Source organism: Chitinophaga niastensis, from assembly GCF_003014755.1.
Taxonomy (GTDB): domain Bacteria; phylum Bacteroidota; class Bacteroidia; order Chitinophagales; family Chitinophagaceae; genus Chitinophaga; species Chitinophaga niastensis.
This window is the reverse complement of sequence record NZ_PYAW01000004.1, coordinates 255382-278142: the sequence shown is the minus strand read 5'-3', so window position 1 is coordinate 278142 and position 22761 is coordinate 255382. Positions and strand designations below refer to the sequence as shown.

21 protein-coding genes are annotated in these 22761 nt (G+C 43.8%); 15 read left to right on the top strand and 6 right to left on the bottom strand.

Annotated elements, in window-relative coordinates; genetic code table 11:
* The first annotated feature begins 198 nt into the window (after positions 1-198).
* Entirely contained in the window at positions 199-1344 is a 1146-nt protein-coding gene (locus CLV51_RS20045) for an AI-2E family transporter (RefSeq protein ID WP_106529862.1), read from the top strand.
* Positions 1345-1402: 58 nt separating this feature from the next.
* On the opposite strand, the gene CLV51_RS20040 is transcribed toward CLV51_RS20045, so the two are convergent.
* The 5 genes from CLV51_RS20040 to CLV51_RS20020 form a co-directional block, all read right to left on the bottom strand.
* Positions 1403-4558, bottom strand: a complete 3156-nt coding sequence (locus tag CLV51_RS20040) for an efflux RND transporter permease subunit (RefSeq protein ID WP_106529861.1) — start codon at positions 4556-4558, stop codon at positions 1403-1405.
* A 41-nt stretch (positions 4559-4599) separates the two neighbouring features.
* Positions 4600-5709, bottom strand: coding sequence for an efflux RND transporter periplasmic adaptor subunit (locus tag CLV51_RS20035; RefSeq protein ID WP_106529860.1), 1110 nt, complete (start codon positions 5707-5709; stop codon positions 4600-4602).
* Between the two features lie 19 nt (positions 5710-5728).
* Positions 5729-7033, bottom strand: a complete 1305-nt coding sequence (locus tag CLV51_RS20030) for a TolC family protein (protein ID WP_106529859.1) — start codon at positions 7031-7033, stop codon at positions 5729-5731.
* 70 nt (positions 7034-7103) lie between these two features.
* Entirely contained in the window at positions 7104-8474 is a 1371-nt protein-coding gene (locus CLV51_RS20025; protein WP_106529858.1) for a sensor histidine kinase, read from the bottom strand.
* A gap of 96 nt (positions 8475-8570) precedes the next feature.
* Entirely contained in the window at positions 8571-9254 is a 684-nt protein-coding gene (locus tag CLV51_RS20020; RefSeq protein WP_106529857.1) for a response regulator transcription factor, read from the bottom strand.
* Positions 9255-9399: 145 nt separating this feature from the next.
* On the opposite strand from CLV51_RS20020, the gene CLV51_RS20015 reads away from it, so the two are divergent.
* The 3 genes from CLV51_RS20015 (at position 9400) to CLV51_RS20005 (ending at position 10965) form a co-directional block, all read left to right on the top strand.
* Positions 9400-9954, top strand: coding sequence for a GNAT family N-acetyltransferase (locus CLV51_RS20015; RefSeq protein ID WP_106529856.1), 555 nt, complete (start codon positions 9400-9402; stop codon positions 9952-9954).
* 14 nt (positions 9955-9968) lie between these two features.
* Positions 9969-10466 (top strand): GNAT family N-acetyltransferase, encoded by a 498-nt coding sequence (locus CLV51_RS20010; RefSeq protein WP_245898858.1) that lies wholly within the window; start codon positions 9969-9971, stop codon positions 10464-10466.
* Between the two features lie 82 nt (positions 10467-10548).
* Positions 10549-10965 carry an EamA family transporter gene (locus tag CLV51_RS20005; RefSeq protein WP_106529855.1) on the top strand — a complete coding sequence of 139 codons (417 nt, stop codon included), beginning with the start codon at positions 10549-10551 and terminating at the stop codon, positions 10963-10965.
* A gap of 103 nt (positions 10966-11068) precedes the next feature.
* Here CLV51_RS20005 and CLV51_RS20000 read toward each other — a convergent pair whose 3' ends face one another.
* Positions 11069-11728, bottom strand: a complete 660-nt coding sequence (locus CLV51_RS20000) for a helix-turn-helix transcriptional regulator (protein ID WP_106529854.1) — start codon at positions 11726-11728, stop codon at positions 11069-11071.
* A gap of 137 nt (positions 11729-11865) precedes the next feature.
* Here CLV51_RS20000 and CLV51_RS19995 point away from each other — a divergent pair, with 137 nt between their 5' ends.
* The 11 genes from CLV51_RS19995 (at position 11866) to CLV51_RS19945 (ending at position 22685) form a co-directional block, all read left to right on the top strand.
* Entirely contained in the window at positions 11866-12435 is a 570-nt protein-coding gene (locus CLV51_RS19995; protein ID WP_106529853.1) for an NADPH-dependent FMN reductase, read from the top strand.
* 56 nt (positions 12436-12491) lie between these two features.
* Positions 12492-12818 (top strand): HesB/IscA family protein, encoded by a 327-nt coding sequence (locus CLV51_RS19990; RefSeq protein ID WP_106529852.1) that lies wholly within the window; start codon positions 12492-12494, stop codon positions 12816-12818.
* A gap of 71 nt (positions 12819-12889) precedes the next feature.
* Positions 12890-14335, top strand: coding sequence for a Fe-S cluster assembly protein SufB (gene sufB / locus CLV51_RS19985; RefSeq protein ID WP_106529851.1), 1446 nt, complete (start codon positions 12890-12892; stop codon positions 14333-14335).
* 43 nt (positions 14336-14378) lie between these two features.
* Entirely contained in the window at positions 14379-15143 is a 765-nt protein-coding gene (sufC, locus tag CLV51_RS19980) for a Fe-S cluster assembly ATPase SufC (protein ID WP_106529850.1), read from the top strand.
* A gap of 110 nt (positions 15144-15253) precedes the next feature.
* Entirely contained in the window at positions 15254-16573 is a 1320-nt protein-coding gene (gene sufD, locus CLV51_RS19975) for a Fe-S cluster assembly protein SufD (RefSeq protein ID WP_106529849.1), read from the top strand.
* Positions 16574-16580: 7 nt separating this feature from the next.
* Complete coding sequence (locus tag CLV51_RS19970; RefSeq protein WP_106529848.1) at positions 16581-17828, top strand: aminotransferase class V-fold PLP-dependent enzyme; 1248 nt, start codon at positions 16581-16583, stop codon at positions 17826-17828.
* A gap of 10 nt (positions 17829-17838) precedes the next feature.
* On the top strand, positions 17839-18267 hold the full coding sequence (locus CLV51_RS19965) for a SufE family protein (protein WP_106529847.1): 429 nt from the start codon (positions 17839-17841) through the stop codon (positions 18265-18267).
* Entirely contained in the window at positions 18264-18575 is a 312-nt protein-coding gene (locus CLV51_RS19960; RefSeq protein ID WP_106529846.1) for an iron-sulfur cluster assembly protein, read from the top strand. The genes CLV51_RS19965 and CLV51_RS19960 overlap by 4 nt, the downstream gene beginning before the upstream one ends.
* A gap of 131 nt (positions 18576-18706) precedes the next feature.
* Entirely contained in the window at positions 18707-20020 is a 1314-nt protein-coding gene (locus CLV51_RS19955) for an SWIM zinc finger family protein (protein ID WP_106529845.1), read from the top strand.
* Complete coding sequence (locus CLV51_RS19950; RefSeq protein ID WP_106529844.1) at positions 20020-21510, top strand: DUF5691 domain-containing protein; 1491 nt, start codon at positions 20020-20022, stop codon at positions 21508-21510. The genes CLV51_RS19955 and CLV51_RS19950 overlap by 1 nt, the downstream gene beginning before the upstream one ends.
* Before the next feature lie 95 nt (positions 21511-21605).
* Positions 21606-22685, top strand: a complete 1080-nt coding sequence (locus CLV51_RS19945; protein WP_106529843.1) for an ATP-binding protein — start codon at positions 21606-21608, stop codon at positions 22683-22685.
* The last annotated feature ends 76 nt before the right edge of the window (positions 22686-22761 follow it).

Genomic DNA, 22761 nt, shown 5'->3' with positions numbered 1-22761 from the left:
TCCCAGGATTAGACTGATTATGCTGATTACCCTGATTTTATTTTTATGATTATAAAAAGATTAGCGGAGAGCAGAGCGGGTATTGTACGCTTTGCTCTCCGCTAATCTTTTTATAATCATAAAATTAAAATCAGGGTAATCAGCATAATCAGTCTAATCCTGGGAAAGACACGGTGCAGCTATATAATAGAAATTCTAATGTCATACAAACTGATTTTTAATATCTTTGGTAAAACCACTAAATCTATGAATGAGTTTAAACTGCCGTTTAACGCAAGACTCACATTTACCTTATTATCCATCATACTTGTCGTATACATTGCACACATCGGTAGTGGCATTATTATTCCGCTGATGTTTGCCATGCTGATAGCAATTATGCTTTTACCTGTTGTACATCATTTGGAAAAATGGCACTTCCCCCGGGGCGTGGCCGCCATTTTGAGCGTATTGCTATTTATCATAGCTATCGTCCTGATTATGCTGCTACTCGGAAAACAAATGGAATCTTTCGTATCCGATTTTCCGGAACTGCAAAAAAGACTCTTAACAACTATCTCCTCCACACAGGAGTGGGTGCATGCTAAATTTCATATTAATTCCAGCACCCAGTTAAATTACCTGGAGAAAGCCCTTATGGGCACATTGGGAACAGCTACGAGCTTTATCAGCCAAACGTTTCTTTCCCTCTCTTCTATGCTGGTATTTATTGTTTTCGTATTTCTATACGCTTTCTTCATACTCTTTTACCGCAAGCTGCTGGTAACTTTCCTCATAAAAGTTTTCCGGGAAGAACACCGCGAAAAACTATTGCATGTAATTGGCAGCACCCGCTCTATCATTAAGAGTTACGTAGGTGGCCTGATGATAGAAATGGTAATAGTAGCAATTCTTAATACCACGCTCTTTTTAATTCTCGGTATCAAATACGCGATCCTCCTCGGAGTAATGGCCGCTATATTTAATATCATTCCTTATATTGGTATATTAACCGCCGCCATCCTTATTATACTGGTTACTTTAGCTACCGGCGAACCTATACAGGCTTTACAGGCAGGCATTGCGCTGTTCCTGGTGCATTTGCTGGACAGCAACGTACTATTTCCCAGTATCGTTGGTTCCAAAGTAAAGATCAATGCACTCATCACCATTATAGGAGTAGTATTGGGCAATATGTTATGGGGCATACCTGGTATGTTCCTGGCTATTCCTACTATTGCCATTATGAAAATTATATGTGAGAATATAGATGAGATGAAACCATGGGCCGTATTACTGGGAGATGAAGGGAAAGTAAAAGTAAAAAAAGTGAAGAAGAAAGATAATGACGAAACATCTGCATAAATAAAAAAAGAGAAGGAGTTATACTCCTTCTCTTTTTTTATATGTGTCTGTAATCCGTTTATTCCGGATGTTTTGTATCAAATTTCCGGTAAGCCCATCCAAAAATCAGTGGGAATATTATCAGCGAGAAAATCATCGCACACAAAATACCCCCTATCACTACCCTCGCCAACGGCCTGGAACTTTCTGACCCAATACCGTGGGAAATAGCAGCAGGAAAGAGTCCTATCGCAGCCATTAAAGCAGTCATCATCACCGGTCGTATCCTTGAATTAACACCCAGCTTGATGGCCGTATACAAAGAACTGTTTTGTCCCCGCATCTTCTCCAGGTTTTGCTTAAAGACTGTTATCAATAACACCCCGTCCTGTATACAAATCCCAAACAAGGCAATAAAACCAATACCTGCGGATATACTGAAATTGGTGCCGGTAATATGCAAGGCCAGTAAGCCCCCCACAATGGCAAACGGTACATTGAGAAATACCAGTGCCGCATCCATAAAATTACCGAACATCACAAACAACAGAATGAATATTAATATCAAACTGATAGGCACCACCTGCTGCAAGCGCTGTGTAGCTCTCTGTTCATTTTCAAAGTCGCCCTGCCATACCATAGAATAACCACTTTTCAGCTTGAGCACTTTGTCTACCTTCGACTGTGCCTCTGCAATGGTGCTACCCATATCACGACCACGCACGGAGAATTTCACCGCAGAATAACGTTCGTTTGCATCACGGAAGATCAGGCAGGGGCCTGTTTTCATTACAATGCTGGCGATTTCTTTTACCGGCACTTTAGAGCCACTTTGTGTGGGTACCATCAGGTTGCCGATATCATCTTCCGTTTTACGGTATTCTTCAGGGAAGCGCAAACGGATATCAAATTTTCTGATCCCTTCATATAAGGTAGTAGCTGCCTTTCCACCAATAGCCATTTCTATCACCGCATTGGCATCTGCAGTAGCTACGCCATATAATGCCATCTTTTGCTGATCCAGGTCAATGTTCAGTTCCGGCTGACCAATATTCTTGATTACACCCAGATCCTCAATACCTCTTACCGTTTTGAGGATGTCATGTACCTGTGTAACCTTATCCTCCATGTAATTCAATGAATCACCAAATATCTTCACACAAATAGAGCCTTTCACCCCGGACACTGCTTCTTCAATATTATCCATGATAGGCTGGGAGAAGTTGAGCGATGCGCCTGGAATAACAGCAAGTTTATCATTCATCTGGTCTATCAGCTCTTCTTTGGTAATATGTGGTTTCCAGCTATCCTGCGGATACAGCATTACATCAAACTCATTATTATAGAACCCTGCAACATCGGTTCCATCATCCGGACGACCTGTTTGCGATACTATATTTTTCACCTGGGGGAAAGCCATCAGCATAGACCGCACCGTTTTGGAGGTTTCTACTGATTTATCCAGTGAAACACTATACGGCAGCTGCACCCTCAACCAGATGGAACCTTCATTCAGCTCCGGCAGGAATTCTGTTCCCAAAAATTTAAAAGAATATAAACCTAAACCGATAATGATAAAGGAAGTAAAAACGGCTGTTTTCCTGTGCTTAAATGTAAAGCCAAACCATCCGAGCATAAAGCCGGTAAGCACATGCAGGAACGGGTTATGCTTTTCATGCACATTTTTCCTGAGCAACAGATTAATTAATACCGGCACCAGTGTTAAAGTGGTGATTAATGCACCCAACAAAGCAAAACCGAGGGTATATGCCAGTGGAGAGAACATTTTTCCTTCTACTTTCTGGAAAGCAAAAATGGGTAACAGACCGGTGATGATAATTACTTTAGCAAAGAAGATCGCCTTGGCCAGCTGTGCGCCATGCTTTCTGATCAATCCCATTTTCGCCATCTTGTTGAAGCGCTCCATCCCGACATCCCTGGCCTGGTGATCAAGGACGACAAAGAGCCCTTCCACCATTACCACGGCACCGTCAATGATGATCCCAAAATCCACCGCTCCTAAGGACAACAGGTTAGCTGACATGCCCATTATACGCAGACAGATAAAAGCAAACAACAGGGAAAGTGGAATGATAATAGAAACAATCAGCGTAGTACGCCAGTTGAACATGAATAGGGATACCAACAAAGTAACCAGTAAGATACCTTCTACAAGGTTATGCATCACAGTATCTGTGGCATAATGGATCAGGTCTTCCCTGTCGTAGAACGGTACTATCTTCGTATCTGCAGGCAGTACACTTGTATTGAGTTTCTTAATTTTCTCCTTTACCGCCTGTACCACTTCCGTAGGGTTTTCACCTTTCCGCATAATGATAATTGCCTGCACTACGTCTTCTTCATCTGTTACTCTACGACGGCCACTGGAATCTACTATTGCATCAGATCTGCCAACATGCCCCAATCTTGGAAGACTGGATAATTCTACATTCGCAACATCCTTTACCAGTACCGGGATCCCGTTTACATTTGTTACAATGATGTTTTTAATTTCATTGATATCATTCAATAACCCGATACCACGTACCACGTATGCCTGGTTATTTTTAACGATAACATCACCACCAATATTAATATTACTCTTACCCACCGCAGAATACACGTCCAGCGGGGTTATACCGAGATTGGTCAGTTTACCCGGATCCACACGTATTTCGTAGGTCTTCACCATGCCACCAAAACTTACCACATCAGCCACACCTGGTACTGATCTGATCTGACGATCAATGACCCAGTCCTGCGTAGTTTTCAGTTCCCGTACATCCCGGAAAGTACTTCTCAGGGTATACCGGAAAATCTCACCGGTAGGGCCGGTAGGTGGCTGCACAGAGGGGTTGATACCGTCTGGCAGACTGGCATTGGCCAGTAAGTTATTTACCTGAATCCTGGCTTCATTATCTGTGACCTTATCATCAAAAATTAATTTTACATATGATAATCCAAATATGCTGGTAGAACGCAGACTGGTCTTTTTCTGCACCGGGTTCATGGCTATTTCTATCGGAATCGTCACGAATTTTTCTACCTCTTCCGCACTTCTGCCAGGCCACTGTGTGATGATACTGATCTCCGTGTTGGTTACATCCGGAAAAGCTTCTATGGGCATATTCTTAAAACAGATGATGCCCGACACCAGCAATAAAAAGGTAGCGAAGAAAATGAAATATTTATTCTTCAGCGAAAAGCCAATGATTTGTTTGAGAATTTTATTCATCTAAAAAAATAATTGTACTGATGATTGTTAGCAACTTTCACTTAATTATTCAATGCATCGTAAATCAGGATGGCCTGTGAAGCAATGATCTTATCACCCGCATTTATACCTGCGGAAATATATGTTCTGTCCCCGATAGCACTAATCACCTTGACTGGCGTTATTTTCACATCTGATTTACTGGCATATACCAATACATAGTACTGACTGTGGTCAAATATTAATGCCTGCGAAGGGATACTGAGTGCCTCCTGGCCGTCTTTGTATACAACCCGCACACTGGCAAACATTTCAGGTTTAAGTGCATAATCATCATTCTGTAATACGATCCTTACTTTCATTACCTTATTGGTAGGGTCCAGTACATTAAATACTTTATCAACTTTTCCGTGAAATACTTTTCCGGGATAAGACAGCGTAGTAACTTCCACATTATCGCCCAGATGTACCTGACCAATATTGGATTCATATACATTGGCGATGATCCAAACATTTTTCAGATCAGAGATGGTAAACAGGTTAGTGGAATTATCTGCGCGAACCATGGTGTTATTGGTTACCAGTTTTTCCACTACAAAACCACTGATAGGTGTTTTAATAATGTATTCACCACCGGTATTACCACCGTTGATGTTCAGCACCTTGTTAACACGATTTAGCTCTGATTGTGCTTTCTGATAATCTGTTTGTGCCGACAGCAGGTCTTTCTGTGAAGAGATACCACTGTTATACATATCCTGTGTGGCATCCATATTTTTCCTGGCCACTTTTACACCTGCTTCTGCATTTACCAGGTCAGCGCCAAAGCCGGCCATCTCGGAGCTGCTCATCACTGCCAGCGTCTGGCCTTTATTTACGTAGTCACCCAGCATCACTTTAATATCCTTGATCTTACCGCTCACCATCGGAAAAATTTTGGATACATTATCGTCGTTCGCAGTTACTTTACCGGTAAGGGTTAAGGCATTTACCAGCGGGCTATTTTGTACAGTATCTATTTTAAGTGCGTGTAATACCGTATCCGGGATCACGTACTTCTGCTTTTCGTTAGCGTTTTGAGTTGGTTGTGTACCGCAGCTTTGTATTAAAACCGTGCTGGCAAATAAAAAGATGAAACTGCCTGTGCAACCTATCTTTATAAAATTTTGCATACTATCTGTAAATTTATCTTTAATTGAAAAAGTTGGTTCCCGTAACGAAATTGAGCTCTTCAAAGGCCTTGATACGGCTGTATTGGATCGTGTTTAACTGCAGTGTATTCTGCTTATAAGAGTCATAAAAATCAAGGAAATCCAACATGGTGATATTCCTTTTCTGATAGTTGATCAATACTTCATGCATTAATCGCTGGAAATCTTTAGAGAAAGAAGCATCAATATTTTGATAAAGTTTATCTGCTGCCAATGTTTTTTGCACTCCCCTGAATACCTGCTCTTCTACTGTAGCTTCTGCACTTTTTTGTGTGGCAGTATTAAAATCAATCATCGCTTTGGCTGATTTAATATTACCCTGGTTCCTGTTGAATACAGGAAGATCTATGCCCAGCCCTGCTGCATTGTAGTTTTTAATATAGCTCCCCTGCTGATCGTAAGCCACATTTAATGTAATGTCCGGTACAGCCAATGCTTTCTGATAGTTATAATTCAGTTTGCTGATATCAGTATTGGCTCTCGCTATCATCAGGTCGCTGCGGCGGTTATAAGCAGAATCCAGCAGTGTTGCCAGCGGATATTTAATGGGGCTCAGGGAGGCCACGCTCTCTGTATTAACCAGCGGATCTATGTATACCGGTTTTACCTGCAATACCAGTCTCATTTCACTTTGCTGATCTTCTATCTGTTCCAGCAGGTCTTTATACTCACTTTTCAGACTATACAACTGTGCCTTGATCCTGATGGCTTCTTTTTCGGAGATATAACCTTTTCCTTTTTGTTCGTCAAATGCATTCACCACTACCTGCAGGGAACGAATTTCCTCTTCATAGGTTTTTGCAGATTGCTGCAGGTAATAAATATTATAGAAATCATCGCGTAGCGTAAATTTCAGCGTACGCAACAAATCATAGAATTCATATTCTGATAGCCTGGCGTTGGCTTTTGCTATTTTTATCTGCTTATTACGTTTACCGGCCAGGTAAATTAATTGTGATAATCCTGCAGATGTTTCTCCGGTACTGCCAACAGGGAAAAACTTCTTCGTTTCTGTGTTATACAGTCCATGTTCTACCGTAAAGTTTGGATTGGCGTATAACCGTGCCTGTATGATCAGCGCTTTTTGCGCATCAATATTATACCGCTGTGCTAACAGCGACAGGTTTTGCCTTAAAAACATATTTTCTGCGCTATCAAGGGTAAGATGAAGCGTGTCCTGCGACATAGAAATGGGAGAAGTATCTAATCGTTGTGCCGATGCCGTTAGTCGGAATAAAGCGGCAAACAGTACCAGAAAAGGAAGTAACATTAGTCTATTCGTCATACAACTTAATTTTCGTTGCAAAGATGGCAATAGGCTATTAGCTACATATTAGAATGAAGTTAAAACAAAATTAGAATTTATGAACGGGTGTAAAAAAAATGTTAAACGTTGTCCCCTCGCCTAACACACTACTCACTGTAATGGTTGCATTGTGGAGCTGTAATATTTTTTGAGACATGGATAAACCAATCCCATAGCCCTCGAAAGCATGTGCATTGCCTGCACGATAAAGTGGCATAAATATTTTTTCCAGATCAGCAGGCGCTATGCCAATACCCTTATCACTTACAGAAAGAATGACACCAGCCTTACTGTAGGTAAGACGGCAACTAATGGCCTCGTTATATGAAAATTTAAAAGCATTCCTGATAATATTATGTAACGCCAGCATCAACAAAGAACGATTACCGCGGATACAGAGCCGTGCCGCATCCTGTGGCATATCCAGCATTTGTACCTGGATAATTAAAGCGGGTGTTTTTTGCTGCCAGTGTTCCTGTATCTCCCATAACAACTCATCCAGTCGTATATTTTCTGTATTCGCACCTGTGAGGATCACATCTACCCGGGTCAGCTGCAACAGGCCATCAGTAATGATCTTCAGCTTTTCAGATTCGTCCAGCACCGTACATAATGTTTGAACATAATCTTCTTTTGTACGGTCTTTTTGCAGCGTTACTTCTATTTCCCCTATAATAGTGGTCAGCGGCGTCCGCAATTCATGTGATGCATTGGAAACAAAGGACCGTTGCATATCAAATGCCTGTTCCATGTGTTGCAGCAACTCGTTGAAGTTGGTAGCCAGTTCGTCTATTTCATCTTTATTACGACCATGCTGTACGCGCAGGTGCAGGTTGTTGGAGCGGATATCCTTCACCTGTTTGTTGATACTCTTAATAGGCTGTAATGCTCTACTGGCATACCATTGCCCCATAAGGAAGGTGATCAGCAGCGCTACAAAAAACATTACAATAAGTATCCACATGAGGTATTGCAGTTGCTGCACCCCTGTTGTATTTCGGGCAGTTACAATCACTACAAAATCACCCTGGTTATCCGGATAGAACATGCCCAATCCGGCTGCATCGTCAAAAGCAAAGCGATAAAACTCCTTCTTCCGGATGATTTCCAGGAGCGATACCGGCCAGTTGTACTTTGTTTTCTCTATAAAAACTGCCTGATTACGCTGATCATAGATATTGCTGGATTCATCGGGAATACGTTCCCGGTAACTTTTTTCTATTTCAAGAAACTTCTTTTTAGTCAGCTCATCCTTCTCGAGGTATACCTGCGCAGTTACCAGTGCACGCATCTGCAGCAGCTTGTAAAAGCTATTTTGAATATATTGTGCGGATAACAGGTAAATCAGTACAAATACAACGGTAAGAATAATACCTGAAATCAGGGTAAACTGCAGAGATAAACGGTGTCTGATCTTCATAATAGCTGTTAGCTGTTAGCTTTTAGCCTTTAGTGTATTTAAAATATATCTATTCTTAGCAAAACATGCTAACTACTAATAGCTAACTGCTAATAGCTAGCTTTTCACTTTCATAACATAGCCCATCCCAACAACGGTATGGATCAGCTTTTCGCCTGTAAAGCCCTTTTCTATTTTATTTCGGAGATAATTAACATATACATCAATGGTATTGGTACCGGTATCAAACTCCAGTCCCCATACAGCTTCAGAGATGAGCGCACGTGATAATACCTTGCCGGTATTTTTAAGCAGCAGTTCCAGCAACGCGTATTCTTTGGCGGTGAGGGTGATCTCCTGTCCTTCTCTGGCGGCGGTTTTGGTGTTGGTATCTAATTGCAGGTCTGCCAGCGTGAGGATGGCTTTTTCCTGCCGGAAATGATTTTTTCGCCTGGAGAGTGCATTCACCCGTGCTACCAGCTCAGAGAAATGAAAAGGCTTAGCGAGATAATCATCTGCGCCGGCATTCAATCCATCTACAATATCATGCGTGGCATTCAGGGCCGTCAGCATGAGTAAAGGAGTATGAATTTCCTGCGCACGCAGGTTTTTGCAGATAGTAATCCCATTAATCCCCGGTAACATAATATCCAGAATGATCAGATCATAATCCTGCTCCATTGCTGCCTGCTGGCCGGCAGGGCCTTCAGTCTGTATTTCTACCTGGTGATGATGTTCTTCCAATCCTCTTTTAATAAAGGCACCCACTTTGGTTTCGTCCTCAATAACCAATATTTTCATATAAAGAAAAATTATAAGCAATGACCTTGCAAAAATAGTACTGTTTTACACGGACTGGCATTAAAGGATGATTAAAATCAATTACAATAAGAACAATTTACCAATATAAATTAGCTTTGCCTCAACCTAAACCGGTAACCTTATCATGCATGTACCCGTTTTAAGCACTGGTGAACTGGTGCTAAGACCTATCGAAGATAAAGATACCGCCGCCCTCTTCAGGCACTTTTCGAATGATGCGGTAACGAAGTATATGGACATAGACTCCTTTTCCAATATCAGCGAAGCCACTCACATCATTTCTTTTTTCCGCGAAAGCCTGGAGACCCAGGAAGGCATGCGCTGGGCCATTACGCTTACAGAACGGGATGAATTAATTGGCACCTGTGGATTTCACCGGTGGAGCAAAACACATTTCAAAGCTGAAATAGGTTACGACCTGGAACCGGCTTACTGGGGTAAAGGTATCATGTCTGCAGCCCTAACAGCAATGCTGGCATATGGTTACGAGGAATTACAATTTAACCGCATAGAAGCATTCGTAGATCCGGAAAATACAGCATCCTCCAAACTCCTTGTCCAGCTGGGCTTTAGCTACGAAGGTTTTTTAAGAGATGCTTTTTTTGAGAAAGGAAAATTCGTAGATGCCCAATTATACAGCCGTTTGCGGCATGAACATAACAGAGAGACCATTTATTAATTATTACATACACAATGAATTTGCAATTCAGACATGCTGAAATTAATGACCTGCCAAGGATAGTAGACATCTATAACACCACCATCGCTGGCAGGATGGTTACTGCCGATACTAGTCCGGTAACAACAGAGAGCCGTTTGGCCTGGTTCCATGCACACAATGCAGAACGCCGCCCGCTGTGGATGATTGATGCCGACGGAACAAATGTTGGCTGGATGAGTTTTCAGTCTTTTTACGGTCGGCCGGCCTATAACGGCACAGTAGAAGTAAGTATCTATCTCGATGAAACTGCCCGTGGCAAAGGATTAGGCAAAAAAATATTACAGTACGCCATAGATGTAAGTCCGCAATATGGTATACAAACACTGCTCGGCTTTATTTTTGCGCACAACATACCCAGCCTGAAACTCTTTACTGATATGGGTTTTAAAGAATGGGCACATTTACCGGAAATTGCCATATTGGATGGAGAAGAAAAAAGTCTGAAGATATTAGGATACAAAATAAAATAATTACGAATTACGATGCTACCCGAAGATCTTCCCGAATAACCGCAATTCGTAATTCGTAATTTCATTAATTAAATACAACGCTATGTGGTGGATCTATGCATTACTCTCTGCCGGCTTTGCCGCGCTCACAGCTATTTTCGCGAAGATAGGTGTAGCGGACATTCCTTCTAATCTGGCTACGGCTATCAGGACATTTATCATTTTAATTATGGTATGGGCTATCGTATTTGCCAGGGGGGAGTATAAAAGTTTCGGGACGATTTCCAGGCACAGTCTGTTGTTCCTGGTGCTTTCCGGACTGGCTACCGGCTGTTCCTGGCTCTTTTATTTCAGGGCGTTGCAGATAGGAAAAGTATCACAGGTAGCGCCGGTGGATAAATTAAGTGTGGCGCTCACTATTATTCTGTCTGCTATTTTCCTGCATGAAGATATTACCTGGAAAACAGGAATAGGTGCATTACTGATCATATCAGGTACGCTGGTATTGATTCTTAAGTAAGAGAGATAGAAAATTACGAATTGCGAATTACGGTTATTCGCGAAGATCTTTGCGAATGATCGTAATTCGCAATTCGTAATTCGTAATTTATTAAATTGGATTGTTAAATAGCGGTAGCCGCCGAAACAGGTACTATTTTATAAACACAACGGCGGGCGCCGTTGATGATATGTTCCATGCGGGTAACATTCATATCCTCTCCCAGTATGCTGACGAAAGTCCTCATTTCAGAGGTGCAGATATTATCACATTCCGTAGCTGCGCAGCAGATGGGACAGTGGTTTTCTATAAACAAGTAGGCATCCCCTTCTTTTTTCCACTCTGCCAGGTAACCTTCTCCGGATCTGATGGCCGCGAAGGAGGTCAGTCTGTTTTCAATGCCGGTAACTCCCTGCAGTGCGCTGCTATATTTTTCCAGCTGATTTTTTTCGCGGGCGTTAACTACATTATCGAGCGCTTCCTTACCCAATACATTCTTAATTGTTTGAATAAGTTGCAAAGTAAGTTCAGTATGTGTATCCGGGAAACGGGCGTTGCCCAGTTGGGTGAGGCTCCATATTAAAACAGGGCGGCCCACTCCCTTGGAAGTACTTTCGGAATGTACCAGTCCTTCTTCTGCTAACTTCAGCAATTGCAGGCGTGCTCCCTCCCCTGTAATACCCAGCTCGGCCGCCAGTTCGGCAGCAGACAACGGGCCTCTGGTCTTGAGCAAAGTCAAAAACCTGTCGGCAGCAGTCTTGGTTCGTGATGGATAATTTTCCAAGTTATTACTTGTTTTATTCTCAAATGTCGTAATTTTGTAGGAGCTAAAAAAAAGATTTTGGGGTTTTGATGATTTTGAGAGGTAATTCATCAAACAAAAATCTCTCAATCACTTAAATCTCTAAATGTTAAATATTAATGAACGTCCTGATATTTAATGGTTCGATTGATAACCGTCCTTATGCTACCTCCAACAGGCTGGCTACATACCTGGAGGAGCAATTAAAAGAAAAGAATTTTTCACCTGAAATATTCAGTCTGAGTGATGCTCAGATTCCATTTTTCTCGCAACATGAGGCCGGACAAACACCAGAGGCAGTAGCCAATATGTGTAAAGCCTTTTGTAAAGCAGATCTTCATATATGGATGACACCTTTATATCATGGTGGTATGACAGGTGCTATGAAAAACTGCCTCGATTGGCTGGAATTAACAAGCAAGTACCAGCGTCCATATTTAACCGGAAAGGTTGTAGCTTTGCTCTCCTGGGCAGACGGCACCCAGGCCATGCAGGGCATTAACGCCATGGATGCAGTGGCTAAGGCTTTGAGGGCATGGGTATTACCATATTCTTTGCCTGTCTTGAAAGACAACCTTTATGACCCGCAAACCCGCGGGTTCACTGCGTTTTATAAAAACAAGCTGGATACGATGGTACAGTTGCTGTGTGCGGCTAAATCGCATGTAGTAACAGGTATTGAAGGATAAGTCGTAAAACAATATTACCGGACAACCGGTTACAAATATTTAAAACAAATGCTGATATGATAACCGTTTCAGAAAAAGCAGGGGAATATATCAAAGCGCTGATGGAAAAAGAACATCATGCGCCAGGTACTTTTGTACGTGTAGGCGTAAAAGGCGGTGGCTGCTCCGGCCTCGAATATGTAATGAAATTTGAAGCAACAGAGGAAGAAGGCGACCAGATATTTGAAGACAGAGGCGTGAAAGTGGTAGTGCAAATGAAAAGTTTGCTGTACCTGTACGGCACAGAGCTGGACTATTCAGACGGACTGAATGGTAAGGGCCTCTACTTTAATAATCCAAATGCAACCAGGACGTGTAGCTGCGGCGAAAGCTTTGCAGTATAAAAGAGATATTTATGGATTTTTTGATTTGACAAAACCTAAAAATCCAGGAAGCTCAAAACCTTAAAATTGATATGGTCAACAGTAACGAAATAATAGATGATATAGCCAATAAGGAGTATGAGTTTGGCTTTAGCACCGACATTGAAATGGATATGGCGCCTCCAGGGCTGAATGAAGATATCATCCGTTTAATTTCGGCTAAAAAGAATGAACCTGAATGGCTCCTCGAATGGCGCCTGAAAGGATTTGCCGCATTTAAGAAAATGCAGTTTCCTAAGTGGCAGCATTTTGAAATGCCGGTGATTGATTTACAGTCACTCTGTTATTATGCTGCTCCGCGTAAGAAGAAACAACTCAACAGTCTGGATGAAGTAGATCCTGAACTGCTGGCAACCTTCGCAAAACTCGGCATTCCGCTGAACGAACAGAAAGCCCTGAGCGGTGTAGCCGTAGATGCTGTATTTGACAGTGTTTCCGTAGCTACTACCTTTAAAGGCAAACTGAAAGAAATGGGCGTTATTTTCTGCTCTTTCGGTGAAGCCGTACAGGAATATCCTGACCTGGTAAAAAAATACCTGGGTAGCGTAGTACCCCATTCCGATAACATTTTTGCTGCACTGAATGCCGCGGTTTTCTCCGACGGTTCTTTTGTGTACATACCTAAAGGCGTACGCTGCCCGATGGAACTGAGCACTTACTTCCGTATCAATGCACAGAACACCGGCCAGTTTGAACGTACCCTGATCATTGCAGACGATAACAGCCATGTAAGTTACCTGGAAGGCTGTACGGCTCCTATGCGTGATGAAAATCAGCTGCATGCCGCCGTAGTAGAACTGGTAGCCATGGAACATGCTGAAATAAAATACTCTACCGTACAAAACTGGTATCCTGGTGATAAAGACGGTAAAGGTGGTATCTACAACTTCGTTACCAAGAGAGGTATCTGCAAAGGCAACGCCAGCAAGATCTCCTGGACACAGGTAGAAACCGGTTCTGCTATTACCTGGAAATATCCCAGCGTAATTTTGCAGGGCGATTATTCTGAAGGCGAATTTTACTCCGTAGCAGTTGTCCGTAACAAACAGATTGCTGATACCGGTACCAAAATTCACCATATTGGTAAAGGCACCAAAAGCCGTATCATTTCAAAAGGTATCTCTGCTGGTCGTGGTGACAACAGTTACCGCGGGCTTGTATCCGTGGGACCACGCGCAGACAATGCACGTAACTTCACCCAGTGCGATTCTCTCCTGATTGGCAACCAGTGCGGTTCTCATACGTTCCCGTATATCGAATCCAGAAACAAAACTGCCATGATCGAACACGAAGCTACCACTTCGAAGATCGGTGAAGACCAGATTTTTTATCTGAATCAGCGCGGTATCGACAGCGAAAAAGCAGTAGCCCTGATTGTAAACGGCTATGTGAAGGAAGTATTGAACCAGCTACCGATGGAGTTTGCGGTAGAAGCACAGAAACTATTATCTATCACACTTGAAGGAAGCGTTGGATAATTCATTATCCAATTAACTACATAAAGAACGAAATAAAACAATCATGCTGACGATTAAAAATCTGCACGCAGAAGTAGAAGGGAAAAAAATTCTGAAAGGCATTAACCTCGAAATAAACAAAGGAGAGATGCATGCTATTATGGGACCTAACGGTTCCGGCAAAAGCTCACTGGCTTCTGTTTTGGCGGGTCGCGACAGCTATACTGTTACCGAAGGTGAAGTATGGTTTAACGGTAAAAATCTGCTGGAAATGGCTCCGGAAGAACGTGCCCGTGAAGGTGTATTCCTCGCTTTTCAATACCCGGTAGAAATACCAGGTGTTTCTAACCTCAACTTCCTGAAAACGGCACTGAATGAAATCAGGGCGTATAAAGGTCTCCCTGCCCTCGAAGCAAGAGAGTTCCTGAAGTTGACAAAAGAAAAACAACAACTGGTAGACTTTCATTCCAACCTGATGAACCGTTCTCTGAACGAAGGCTTCAGCGGTGGTGAAAAGAAACGTAACGAAATTTTCCAACTGGCTATGCTGAACCCACAGCTGGCGATCCTGGATGAAACAGATTCCGGACTGGATATCGATGCACTGCGTATTGTTTCAAATGGTGTAAACAAATTACGTGATGCAGAAAAAGCTTTTGTGATAATTACCCACTACCAACGTTTGCTGGAGTATATCATCCCTGATTTTGTGCATGTATTGTATGACGGCCGTATCATCAGAACCGGTACCAAAGAACTGGCACTGGAGCTGGAAGAAAGAGGATACGACTGGCTGAAGGAAGAATTACATTTGAAAGAATCCGTATAAAAAAATTACGAATTACGAATGTCGGATTACGATTATTCGCGAAGATCATGCGGCAGCGCCGTAATTCGCAATTCGTAATTCGTAATTCTGATAAATAGTTAGAAATAATTATGACAAGCGATATGATATTGCCTTTTTATCAGGCGTTAACAGAAGATGTAAACGCACTGTCGGCACAGGTCCCGAGCCTTGCTCCCGATACATTGCATGACATCCGCCGCGAGGCGCTGGACCGCTTTACAGCATTGGGACTCCCTACGCTTAAAACGGAAGCATGGCGCTATACCAATATTCAGCGCTACCTGAAAGAGTTTCCTTATGAATTATTGACAACAGCTACCCCTGTAGCTGCTGAAGCGATAGATAAAGCAGCGATCCCTGAACTGGATTGTTACCGCATAGTACTGGTAAACGGCCACCTGCAGGCAGATCAGTCTGCATTACCTGTTGGTAAAGGCATCACTGTAGGCGCTATGAGTGCGCATACAGACGCTCCCGGTTTTGTTACTTACTTCAACAAACAGCATCACCTGGTGAATGAATCACTGGCAACGCTGAATACCGCACTCTTCGCTGATGGCCTGTACATTGAACTGGCAGCCAATACAGTGATCGATAAACCGGTACATATCGTGAACGTATACACATGTGAACGCCATGCTTTTATACAGCCCCGCCATTTGTGGGTACTGAATAAAAATACCACGGCTACCATTATCGAAAGTTCTGTTCATCCGGAAACAACGGCCGTCGCTTTTGCTAACAGTGTACTGGAAACCGTGATCGCTGAAAATGCGGAACTGTGGCATTACAATGTACAACAGGGAGAAGAAAGTTTCCGTGAAGTGCATACTACAGCGGCACAGCAACATAACAACAGCCGTTATCATCATTTTAATTTCACCCTGCCCAATACACCGTTCACGCGCAACAACCTGACCGTAGCATTAAATGGCAGTCACACAGAAACTAATCTGAACGGCCTGTATATTGCCAACAAAAGTCAGCATGTAGATAACCATACTTTTATGGATCACATCAAGCCTGATTGTCACAGCAATGAGTTGTACAAAGGCGTATTGCTGGACAACGCCAACGGTGTATTTACTGGCAGGATCCTGGTACACCAGGAAGCGCAGAAAACAAATGCCTTTCAGCAGAACAACAATCTGTTGCTGGGCAGCAAAGCAGATATCAACTCTCAGCCACAGCTGGAAATATATGCCGATGATGTAAAATGCAGTCATGGTTTTACTGCTGGTCAATTCAGCGAAGAATCAATGTTTTACCTGCGCTCCCGTGGTATTGGTGAAGATGCAGCCAAAGCACTGATGGTAAATGCCTTCTCGCATGATATTACGGAAGCTGTGAAAGTACCTGCCCTGCAGCATTACCTGCAAGTGCAGATTGCAGAAATCATGAATAACTAAAATGACAATGGAACATATTGCTAACATAGTAACCGCCGGGCTGGATGTAATGCAGATAAGAAAGGATTTCCCGATCCTGCAGCAGAAGGTACATGGCAAACCGCTGGTATACCTGGATAACGGGGCTACCACGCAGAAGCCGCAGGTTGTAATAGATGCAGAAGCCCGCTATTACGAAGTTTACAACAGCAATGTGCACCGGGGAGTACATCACCTGAGCCAGGTAGCCACCGATGCATATGAGAAAGCCCGCCACATTGTGGCTGGTTATATCAATGCAGCGCATTCCCATGAAATCATTTTCACCAAAGGCACTACAGACGGTATCAACCTGGTAGCCAATACCATGAGCCGCCGTTTCCTGAAAGCCGGTGACAGTGTGATCATCTCTTCCATGGAACACCATAGCAATATAGTGCCCTGGCAGATGGCCTGTGAAGAGAGTGGCGCCACGCTGAAGGTAATTCCTATCAACGAGCGCGGTGAACTGCTGATGGACGCCTTTGAAGCCATGCTGGACGATTCGGTGAAAATAGTAGCAGTAACATATGTTTCCAATACCATGGGTACCATTAACCCGGTGCAGGACATCATAACGCTGGCGCATGCACGAAATATACCCGTGCTGTTAGATGCCGCTCAGGCTATTCAGCATATCAGTATTGATGTGCAGGCGCTGCAGCCGGATTTCCTCGCGTTCTCCGGGCATAAAATTTACGGTCCTACCGGCACCGGTGTGCTGTACGGCACTACCGAATGGCTGCAGAAACTGCCTCCTTACCAGGGTGGTGGCGATATGATCAAGACCGTAACCTTTGCCAAAACGATCTATAACGAACTCCCTTATAAATTTGAAGCAGGTACACCCAATATAGCAGGTTCCATTGCCATGGGTACTGCCATTGAATACCTGCAAAAAACCGGCATCGACAAAATACAGCACTGGGAAGAACAGCTGCTGACCTATGCGATGCAGGAGCTTCGCCAAATAGACGGTATTCGTTTTATTGGTGATGCAGCAAACAGAAGTGGTGCTATTTCATTCCTGGTACACAACATTCATCCGTTTGATATGGGAGAACTGCTGGACCAGCAAGGTATAGCCGTAAGAACAGGGCATCATTGCACAGAACCGCTGATGGATTTGTTTAAGATCCCCGGCACCGTTCGTGCGTCCCTCTCTTTTTATAATACAATGGAAGAAATAGATAAACTGGTAGCAGGCGTTAAGAGAGCTGCTTCCATGCTGTTGTAAACTGGTGAATATGACGATTAAAGAAATACAGGAAGAAATTATATCCGATTTTTCGGTGATGGGTAGCTGGGAAGATAAGTATGAATATATCATCCAGCTGGGTAAGGAATTGCCGCTCATCTCAGAAGAATATAAAACACCAGATAATCTCATCAAAGGCTGTCAGTCGCGCGTATGGCTGCATACCGAGCTAAAAGACGGTAAGCTGTTTTTTACCGGCGACAGTGATGCCGTGATTACCAAAGGACTGGTAAGTTTAATGGTTTATGTTCTTTCTGGTCACACACCTCAGGACATTGCAGCATCGGATATTTATTTCATTAATGCCATCGGTTTAAGCAGTCATCTCTCCCCTACCCGTTCCAACGGGTTGCTGAGCATGCTCAAACAGATGAAATTGTACGCAATAGCTTATCAGGCAAAAATTAACCAGCAATGAGTGAAGCAACATTAAAGGAATTGATAGAAGCACAGCTCAGGACCGTATTTGATCCCGAAATTCCGGTGAACATTATGGAACTGGGACTGGTATATGCCATCAAGATCAAGGAGAATAACCGCATTGGTATTGATATGACCCTCACTGCACCTGGCTGCCCTGTAGCAGGTGATATTATCCGCGAGGTAGATGAGAAAGTAAGGAATATAGAAGGTGTATCTGATGTAGATGTACATCTTACCTTTGATCCGCCATGGACAAGAGAGATGATGAGTGAAGAAGCGAAACTGGAATTAGGTTTCCTTTAATATCGTGGGATAGCTATTTAATAAATAACTTTTAAAAAAGCCGAATACCAAATACACTGCGTAGTGTTATTTGATATTTGGCTTTTTTATTTTATGGAATTATTTAATTTGTGGCCTAAATCGTTAATCCGTTGAACCTATCCGACGAACAAGTGCTTGCAATGGCGCCTGACGAATCTTCCCGTAAATCAGGGAAGGACCTGGCCAATCCGGCTAAATGGGTCAGCAAGGGCATCAGTGAAAATGCGTTATGGGGTGAATGCCAGGGCAGCGGCAGTAAACCCTATCAAACACAGATAGATACCGGCAACATGGCATTCAAATGCAGTTGTCCCAGTCGTAAATTTCCCTGTAAACATGGTTTGGGTTTATTATTACTACATGCCCGGCAGCAACAGCTGTTTACGGTGCAGGCACCTCCTGCATGGGTAAGTGAGTGGCTGGCTAAACGTGCCGAAAAGGAAGAAAAAAAAGCGGAGCAGGCAGCAGCGCCGGAAAAACCAGTAGATACCGCTGCACAGACTAAACGCCTACAAGCCCGGCAGCAAAAGGTGAGTGATGGCGTGGAAGAATTATTACGCTGGATAAAAGATATCATCCGTAACGGCATTATGGCCATACCGGAAAAAGACAGGGCCTTCTGGGAAAATATGACCCGGCGCATGGTAGATGCCCAGGCCCCCGGACTAGCCGGTATGCTGCGCGAATTAAGCGGGATCAACTACTACCAGGAAGGATGGCAAACAGCGTTCATGGACCAGCTGCTGCGCATTTACCTCGTTATACAGGGATACCAGCATATTGATACATTACCGGCTGCGTTGCAGGCAGACGTCCGCAGCCTGATCGGGTTTGCGCAGGCACAGGAAGAGCTGAAAGAACAAACCGGAATTACAGATACCTGGCAGGTGTTAGGTAAACAAACAACAGAAGAAGATAAACTTATAGTAGAACGGTATTGGCTATACGGTGTGAACACACAACGCACGGCTTTAATACTGCAATTTTATGTACGCAACCAGGGTACAGCTACGCTCGCACTTACACCCGGAGGCACCATACAGGCGGAACTGGTATACTACCCTTCTGCGGCCCCGCTGCGTGCACTTATAAAAAGTCAAATAGCTGCTGCTCCCAATCATTCTTTCCAGGGCTATGCCCGCTGGCAGGAAGTAATGGCAGCCCAAACAGCCATCAGCGCACAATTACCGGTGTATAACGACCAGGTATATACGATTGCCAATCTTACGCTCGTATGGCACCAGGAACAATGGTGGCTGCAGGACAGCCATCAGCAGCTGATGCGCATACGCAACGGGTTCCGGCATACCTGGAAGTTACTGGCCCTCAGCGGAGGCATGCCCCTGCATATGGCGGTTACCGGCCGGGAAACGCAATACGAACCAATGGGCGTATGGCATGAAAATGAATACAAAATATTATAATGCAGCGCTGGAATAATATCATCAATACCGCATTACTGGGCACCGCCAAAAAAGCCGCCAACAGCCAGGGCCTCAGTGGCCCACTGCAACAGGCAGCAGATAAAATACTGGCTGCCAACACGCTGGATCGGGAAGATCAGCTACTACAGCTGGCGGCAGTGATGTATAATTACAGGCAGAGCGGCGCGCAACCGGAAACAGCAACCGTGACGCCCATCGCTGTTTGCGCAGCAGAAACCAAAGCATATTGTACACCACAGGCGATCCAGGTATTGCACCAGGTGCTGGAAACCGACAGCCAGCAGTTGCTGCAGCAATGGCTGGAATACTGTATAGCTGCCAATCTGCTGATTCCATTGGTACTGCTGCCAGGGATGCTGGAGAAAGCTTACCGCAACAAATCACTGCGCACAATGATTGCCGCAGTAAGCGGTCAACGCGGAGAATGGCTCGGTCAATTAAACACCGACTGGAACTTTTCTATTGTAGCAGAAAGTATAGAAGAGCCCTGGCAAAACGGCACTACGGCACAGCGTTTTGAAGCACTCCAGGAACTACGTAGTACCGATCCCGTTATGGCCTTAAACTGGCTGCAGGAAACCTGGCCAAAGGAAAACGCTGCTGTTAAAAAAGAGCTGATAGCCGCACTCAGCATCAACATCAGCATAACAGACGCCGACTGGCTGGAAACGTTGCTCTCCGAAAAAAGTAAACAGGTAAAAGAAGCGGCTATTTATCTCCTTAAAAAAATTACCGGATCAACATTACATGAAAACTACCGGCAGGTACTGGTTTCAGCAATACAGCTCCATAATAATACTGTTACCTGCGTTTTTCCTGAAAAAATAGCAGATGAAATATTTGCATCCGGCATTGAAAAACTCAGCAGCAGCAAAGCTATTACGGATGAAGCATATATCCTGGATCAACTGATCCGCAGCGTACATCCTGCTGTATGGGAAAAACATTTTAACAGATCTCCGAAAGAAGTATTGGCGTTGTTTGCGCAACAGCCGGTATTGAATCCATTTATTCCTGCGCTGGTAAATGCTATCCTGTGGTTCCATGATTCACAGTGGGCATTAGCGTGTACCCATTACAGTGAGATATTCCATATAGACCTGATTCCGCTGTTACCACCTGCTGAGCAGGATGTTTACAGCGAAAAATATTTTGATGAGTACCCGGATGTCATCCTTCAGCAGCTATTACTTCGCAAAGAAGAATGGAGTATCACACTAGCGGATAAAGTGCTGCGGTTTTGTGCTAACAATCCTTTCACCAATAATCAGGCTTTTATGAATAACTGTATCCGCTTTATTCCGGTTGCCATTGCCAAAGAGCTGGATCAGTATACAACGGAAAATGCCAACTATTTTGATTACTGGAAAAGTATAAAAGCACATCTGCTAAACCTCTTGCAGGTAAAAAAACTAACCAGTGATTTATATGATTTTTATGATTCTCCTGATGAGCGAAGATTATACTGATTTAAAATCCGCTAAGGTCTTTGCTCATCAGGAGAATCATAAAAATCATATAAATCACAGTTCAGACAATTATTAAACATATCAATCAACATACCATGTCAGACATTTTACGCTACCACGCAGAACAACTCTTTGCACATGAGCTGGAAGAACTGAAAAAGCAGGACCAGGAAAAACGTCCGCATAACTGGCTGTTATCCCCTCAATCTGTTGTTACCTATCTGATAGGCGGCAAACTGAAAAATGGTTTTGAAGTAACCCCTAAATACATTGGCAGCAGGCGCCTCATGGAAATATCTGTGGCCACACTGGCCACAGATCGTGCGTTGCTTTTATACGGTTTACCCGGCACCGCTAAAAGCTGGGTGAGTGAACACCTCGCAGCGGGCATCAGTGGCGATTCTACCATGATCATCCAGGGAACAGCCGGCACCAGCGAAGAAAGTATCCGCTACGGCTGGAACTATGCACGCTTACTGGCAGAAGGCCCTTCTAAAAACGCATTGGTAGAAACTCCTGTAATGCGGGCTATGCAGGATGGCAAGTTAGTACGTATCGAAGAGCTCACGCGTATTGGTGCAGATGTACAGGATACGCTCATCACGATCTTATCGGAAAAAACGTTGCCCATACCGGAATTAAATTCTGAAATACAGGCTACCAAGGGCTTTAACGTCATTGCCACTGCCAACAACCGCGATAAAGGAGTAAATGAATTATCCAGCGCGTTAAAACGTAGGTTCAATACCGTTATACTCCCGATGCCTGATTCTATGGAAGAAGAAATTGACATCGTTAGAAGAAGGGTGGAAAGTTTTGAGAAGATCATGGACCTCCCGGCCGAAAAGCCCGCCCTGGAAGAGATCCGGCGTATTGTTACCATCTTCCGTGAACTCCGCAATGGTGTTACCCTCGACGGCAAAACAAAGCTCAAATCGCCGGGTGCTACGCTGAGTACAGCAGAAGCTATTTCAGTAGTGAACAGCGGATTGGCCCTGGCAGCCTATTTCGGCGATGGTACCCTTAAAGCAGCCGACCTTGCCGCCGGTATTATTGGTGCTGTGGTAAAAGATCCGGTGCAGGATAAACTGGTATGGCAGGAATACCTGGAAACAGTAGTAAAAACGAGAGATGAGTGGAAAGATGTGTACCGCGCCTGCAGAGATCTGGTATAGCTGTTAGCTGTTAGCGATTAGCATTAAACTAACAGCTAATCGCTAAATGCTAACAGCTAAATACAATTATTTTATT

What these genes read in the sequence shown, in the direction of transcription:
- CLV51_RS20045 (WP_106529862.1), top strand. Translation starts at nt 199, where the DNA reads ATGTCATACAAACTGATTTTTAATATCTTTGGTAAAACCACTAAATCT.
- CLV51_RS20040 (WP_106529861.1), bottom strand. Translation starts at nt 4,558, where the DNA reads ATGAATAAAATTCTCAAACAAATCATTGGCTTTTCGCTGAAGAATAAA.
- CLV51_RS20035 (WP_106529860.1), bottom strand. Translation starts at nt 5,709, where the DNA reads ATGCAAAATTTTATAAAGATAGGTTGCACAGGCAGTTTCATCTTTTTA.
- CLV51_RS20030 (WP_106529859.1), bottom strand. Translation starts at nt 7,033, where the DNA reads ATGACGAATAGACTAATGTTACTTCCTTTTCTGGTACTGTTTGCCGCT.
- CLV51_RS20025 (WP_106529858.1), bottom strand. Translation starts at nt 8,474, where the DNA reads ATGAAGATCAGACACCGTTTATCTCTGCAGTTTACCCTGATTTCAGGT.
- CLV51_RS20020 (WP_106529857.1), bottom strand. Translation starts at nt 9,254, where the DNA reads ATGAAAATATTGGTTATTGAGGACGAAACCAAAGTGGGTGCCTTTATT.
- CLV51_RS20015 (WP_106529856.1), top strand. Translation starts at nt 9,400, where the DNA reads ATGCATGTACCCGTTTTAAGCACTGGTGAACTGGTGCTAAGACCTATC.
- CLV51_RS20010 (WP_245898858.1), top strand. Translation starts at nt 9,969, where the DNA reads ATGAATTTGCAATTCAGACATGCTGAAATTAATGACCTGCCAAGGATA.
- CLV51_RS20005 (WP_106529855.1), top strand. Translation starts at nt 10,549, where the DNA reads ATGTGGTGGATCTATGCATTACTCTCTGCCGGCTTTGCCGCGCTCACA.
- CLV51_RS19995 (WP_106529853.1), top strand. Translation starts at nt 11,866, where the DNA reads ATGAACGTCCTGATATTTAATGGTTCGATTGATAACCGTCCTTATGCT.
- CLV51_RS19990 (WP_106529852.1), top strand. Translation starts at nt 12,492, where the DNA reads ATGATAACCGTTTCAGAAAAAGCAGGGGAATATATCAAAGCGCTGATG.
- sufB (WP_106529851.1), top strand. Translation starts at nt 12,890, where the DNA reads ATGGTCAACAGTAACGAAATAATAGATGATATAGCCAATAAGGAGTAT.
- sufC (WP_106529850.1), top strand. Translation starts at nt 14,379, where the DNA reads ATGCTGACGATTAAAAATCTGCACGCAGAAGTAGAAGGGAAAAAAATT.
- sufD (WP_106529849.1), top strand. Translation starts at nt 15,254, where the DNA reads ATGACAAGCGATATGATATTGCCTTTTTATCAGGCGTTAACAGAAGAT.
- CLV51_RS19970 (WP_106529848.1), top strand. Translation starts at nt 16,581, where the DNA reads ATGGAACATATTGCTAACATAGTAACCGCCGGGCTGGATGTAATGCAG.
- CLV51_RS19965 (WP_106529847.1), top strand. Translation starts at nt 17,839, where the DNA reads ATGACGATTAAAGAAATACAGGAAGAAATTATATCCGATTTTTCGGTG.
- CLV51_RS19960 (WP_106529846.1), top strand. Translation starts at nt 18,264, where the DNA reads ATGAGTGAAGCAACATTAAAGGAATTGATAGAAGCACAGCTCAGGACC.
- CLV51_RS19950 (WP_106529844.1), top strand. Translation starts at nt 20,020, where the DNA reads ATGCAGCGCTGGAATAATATCATCAATACCGCATTACTGGGCACCGCC.
- CLV51_RS19945 (WP_106529843.1), top strand. Translation starts at nt 21,606, where the DNA reads ATGTCAGACATTTTACGCTACCACGCAGAACAACTCTTTGCACATGAG.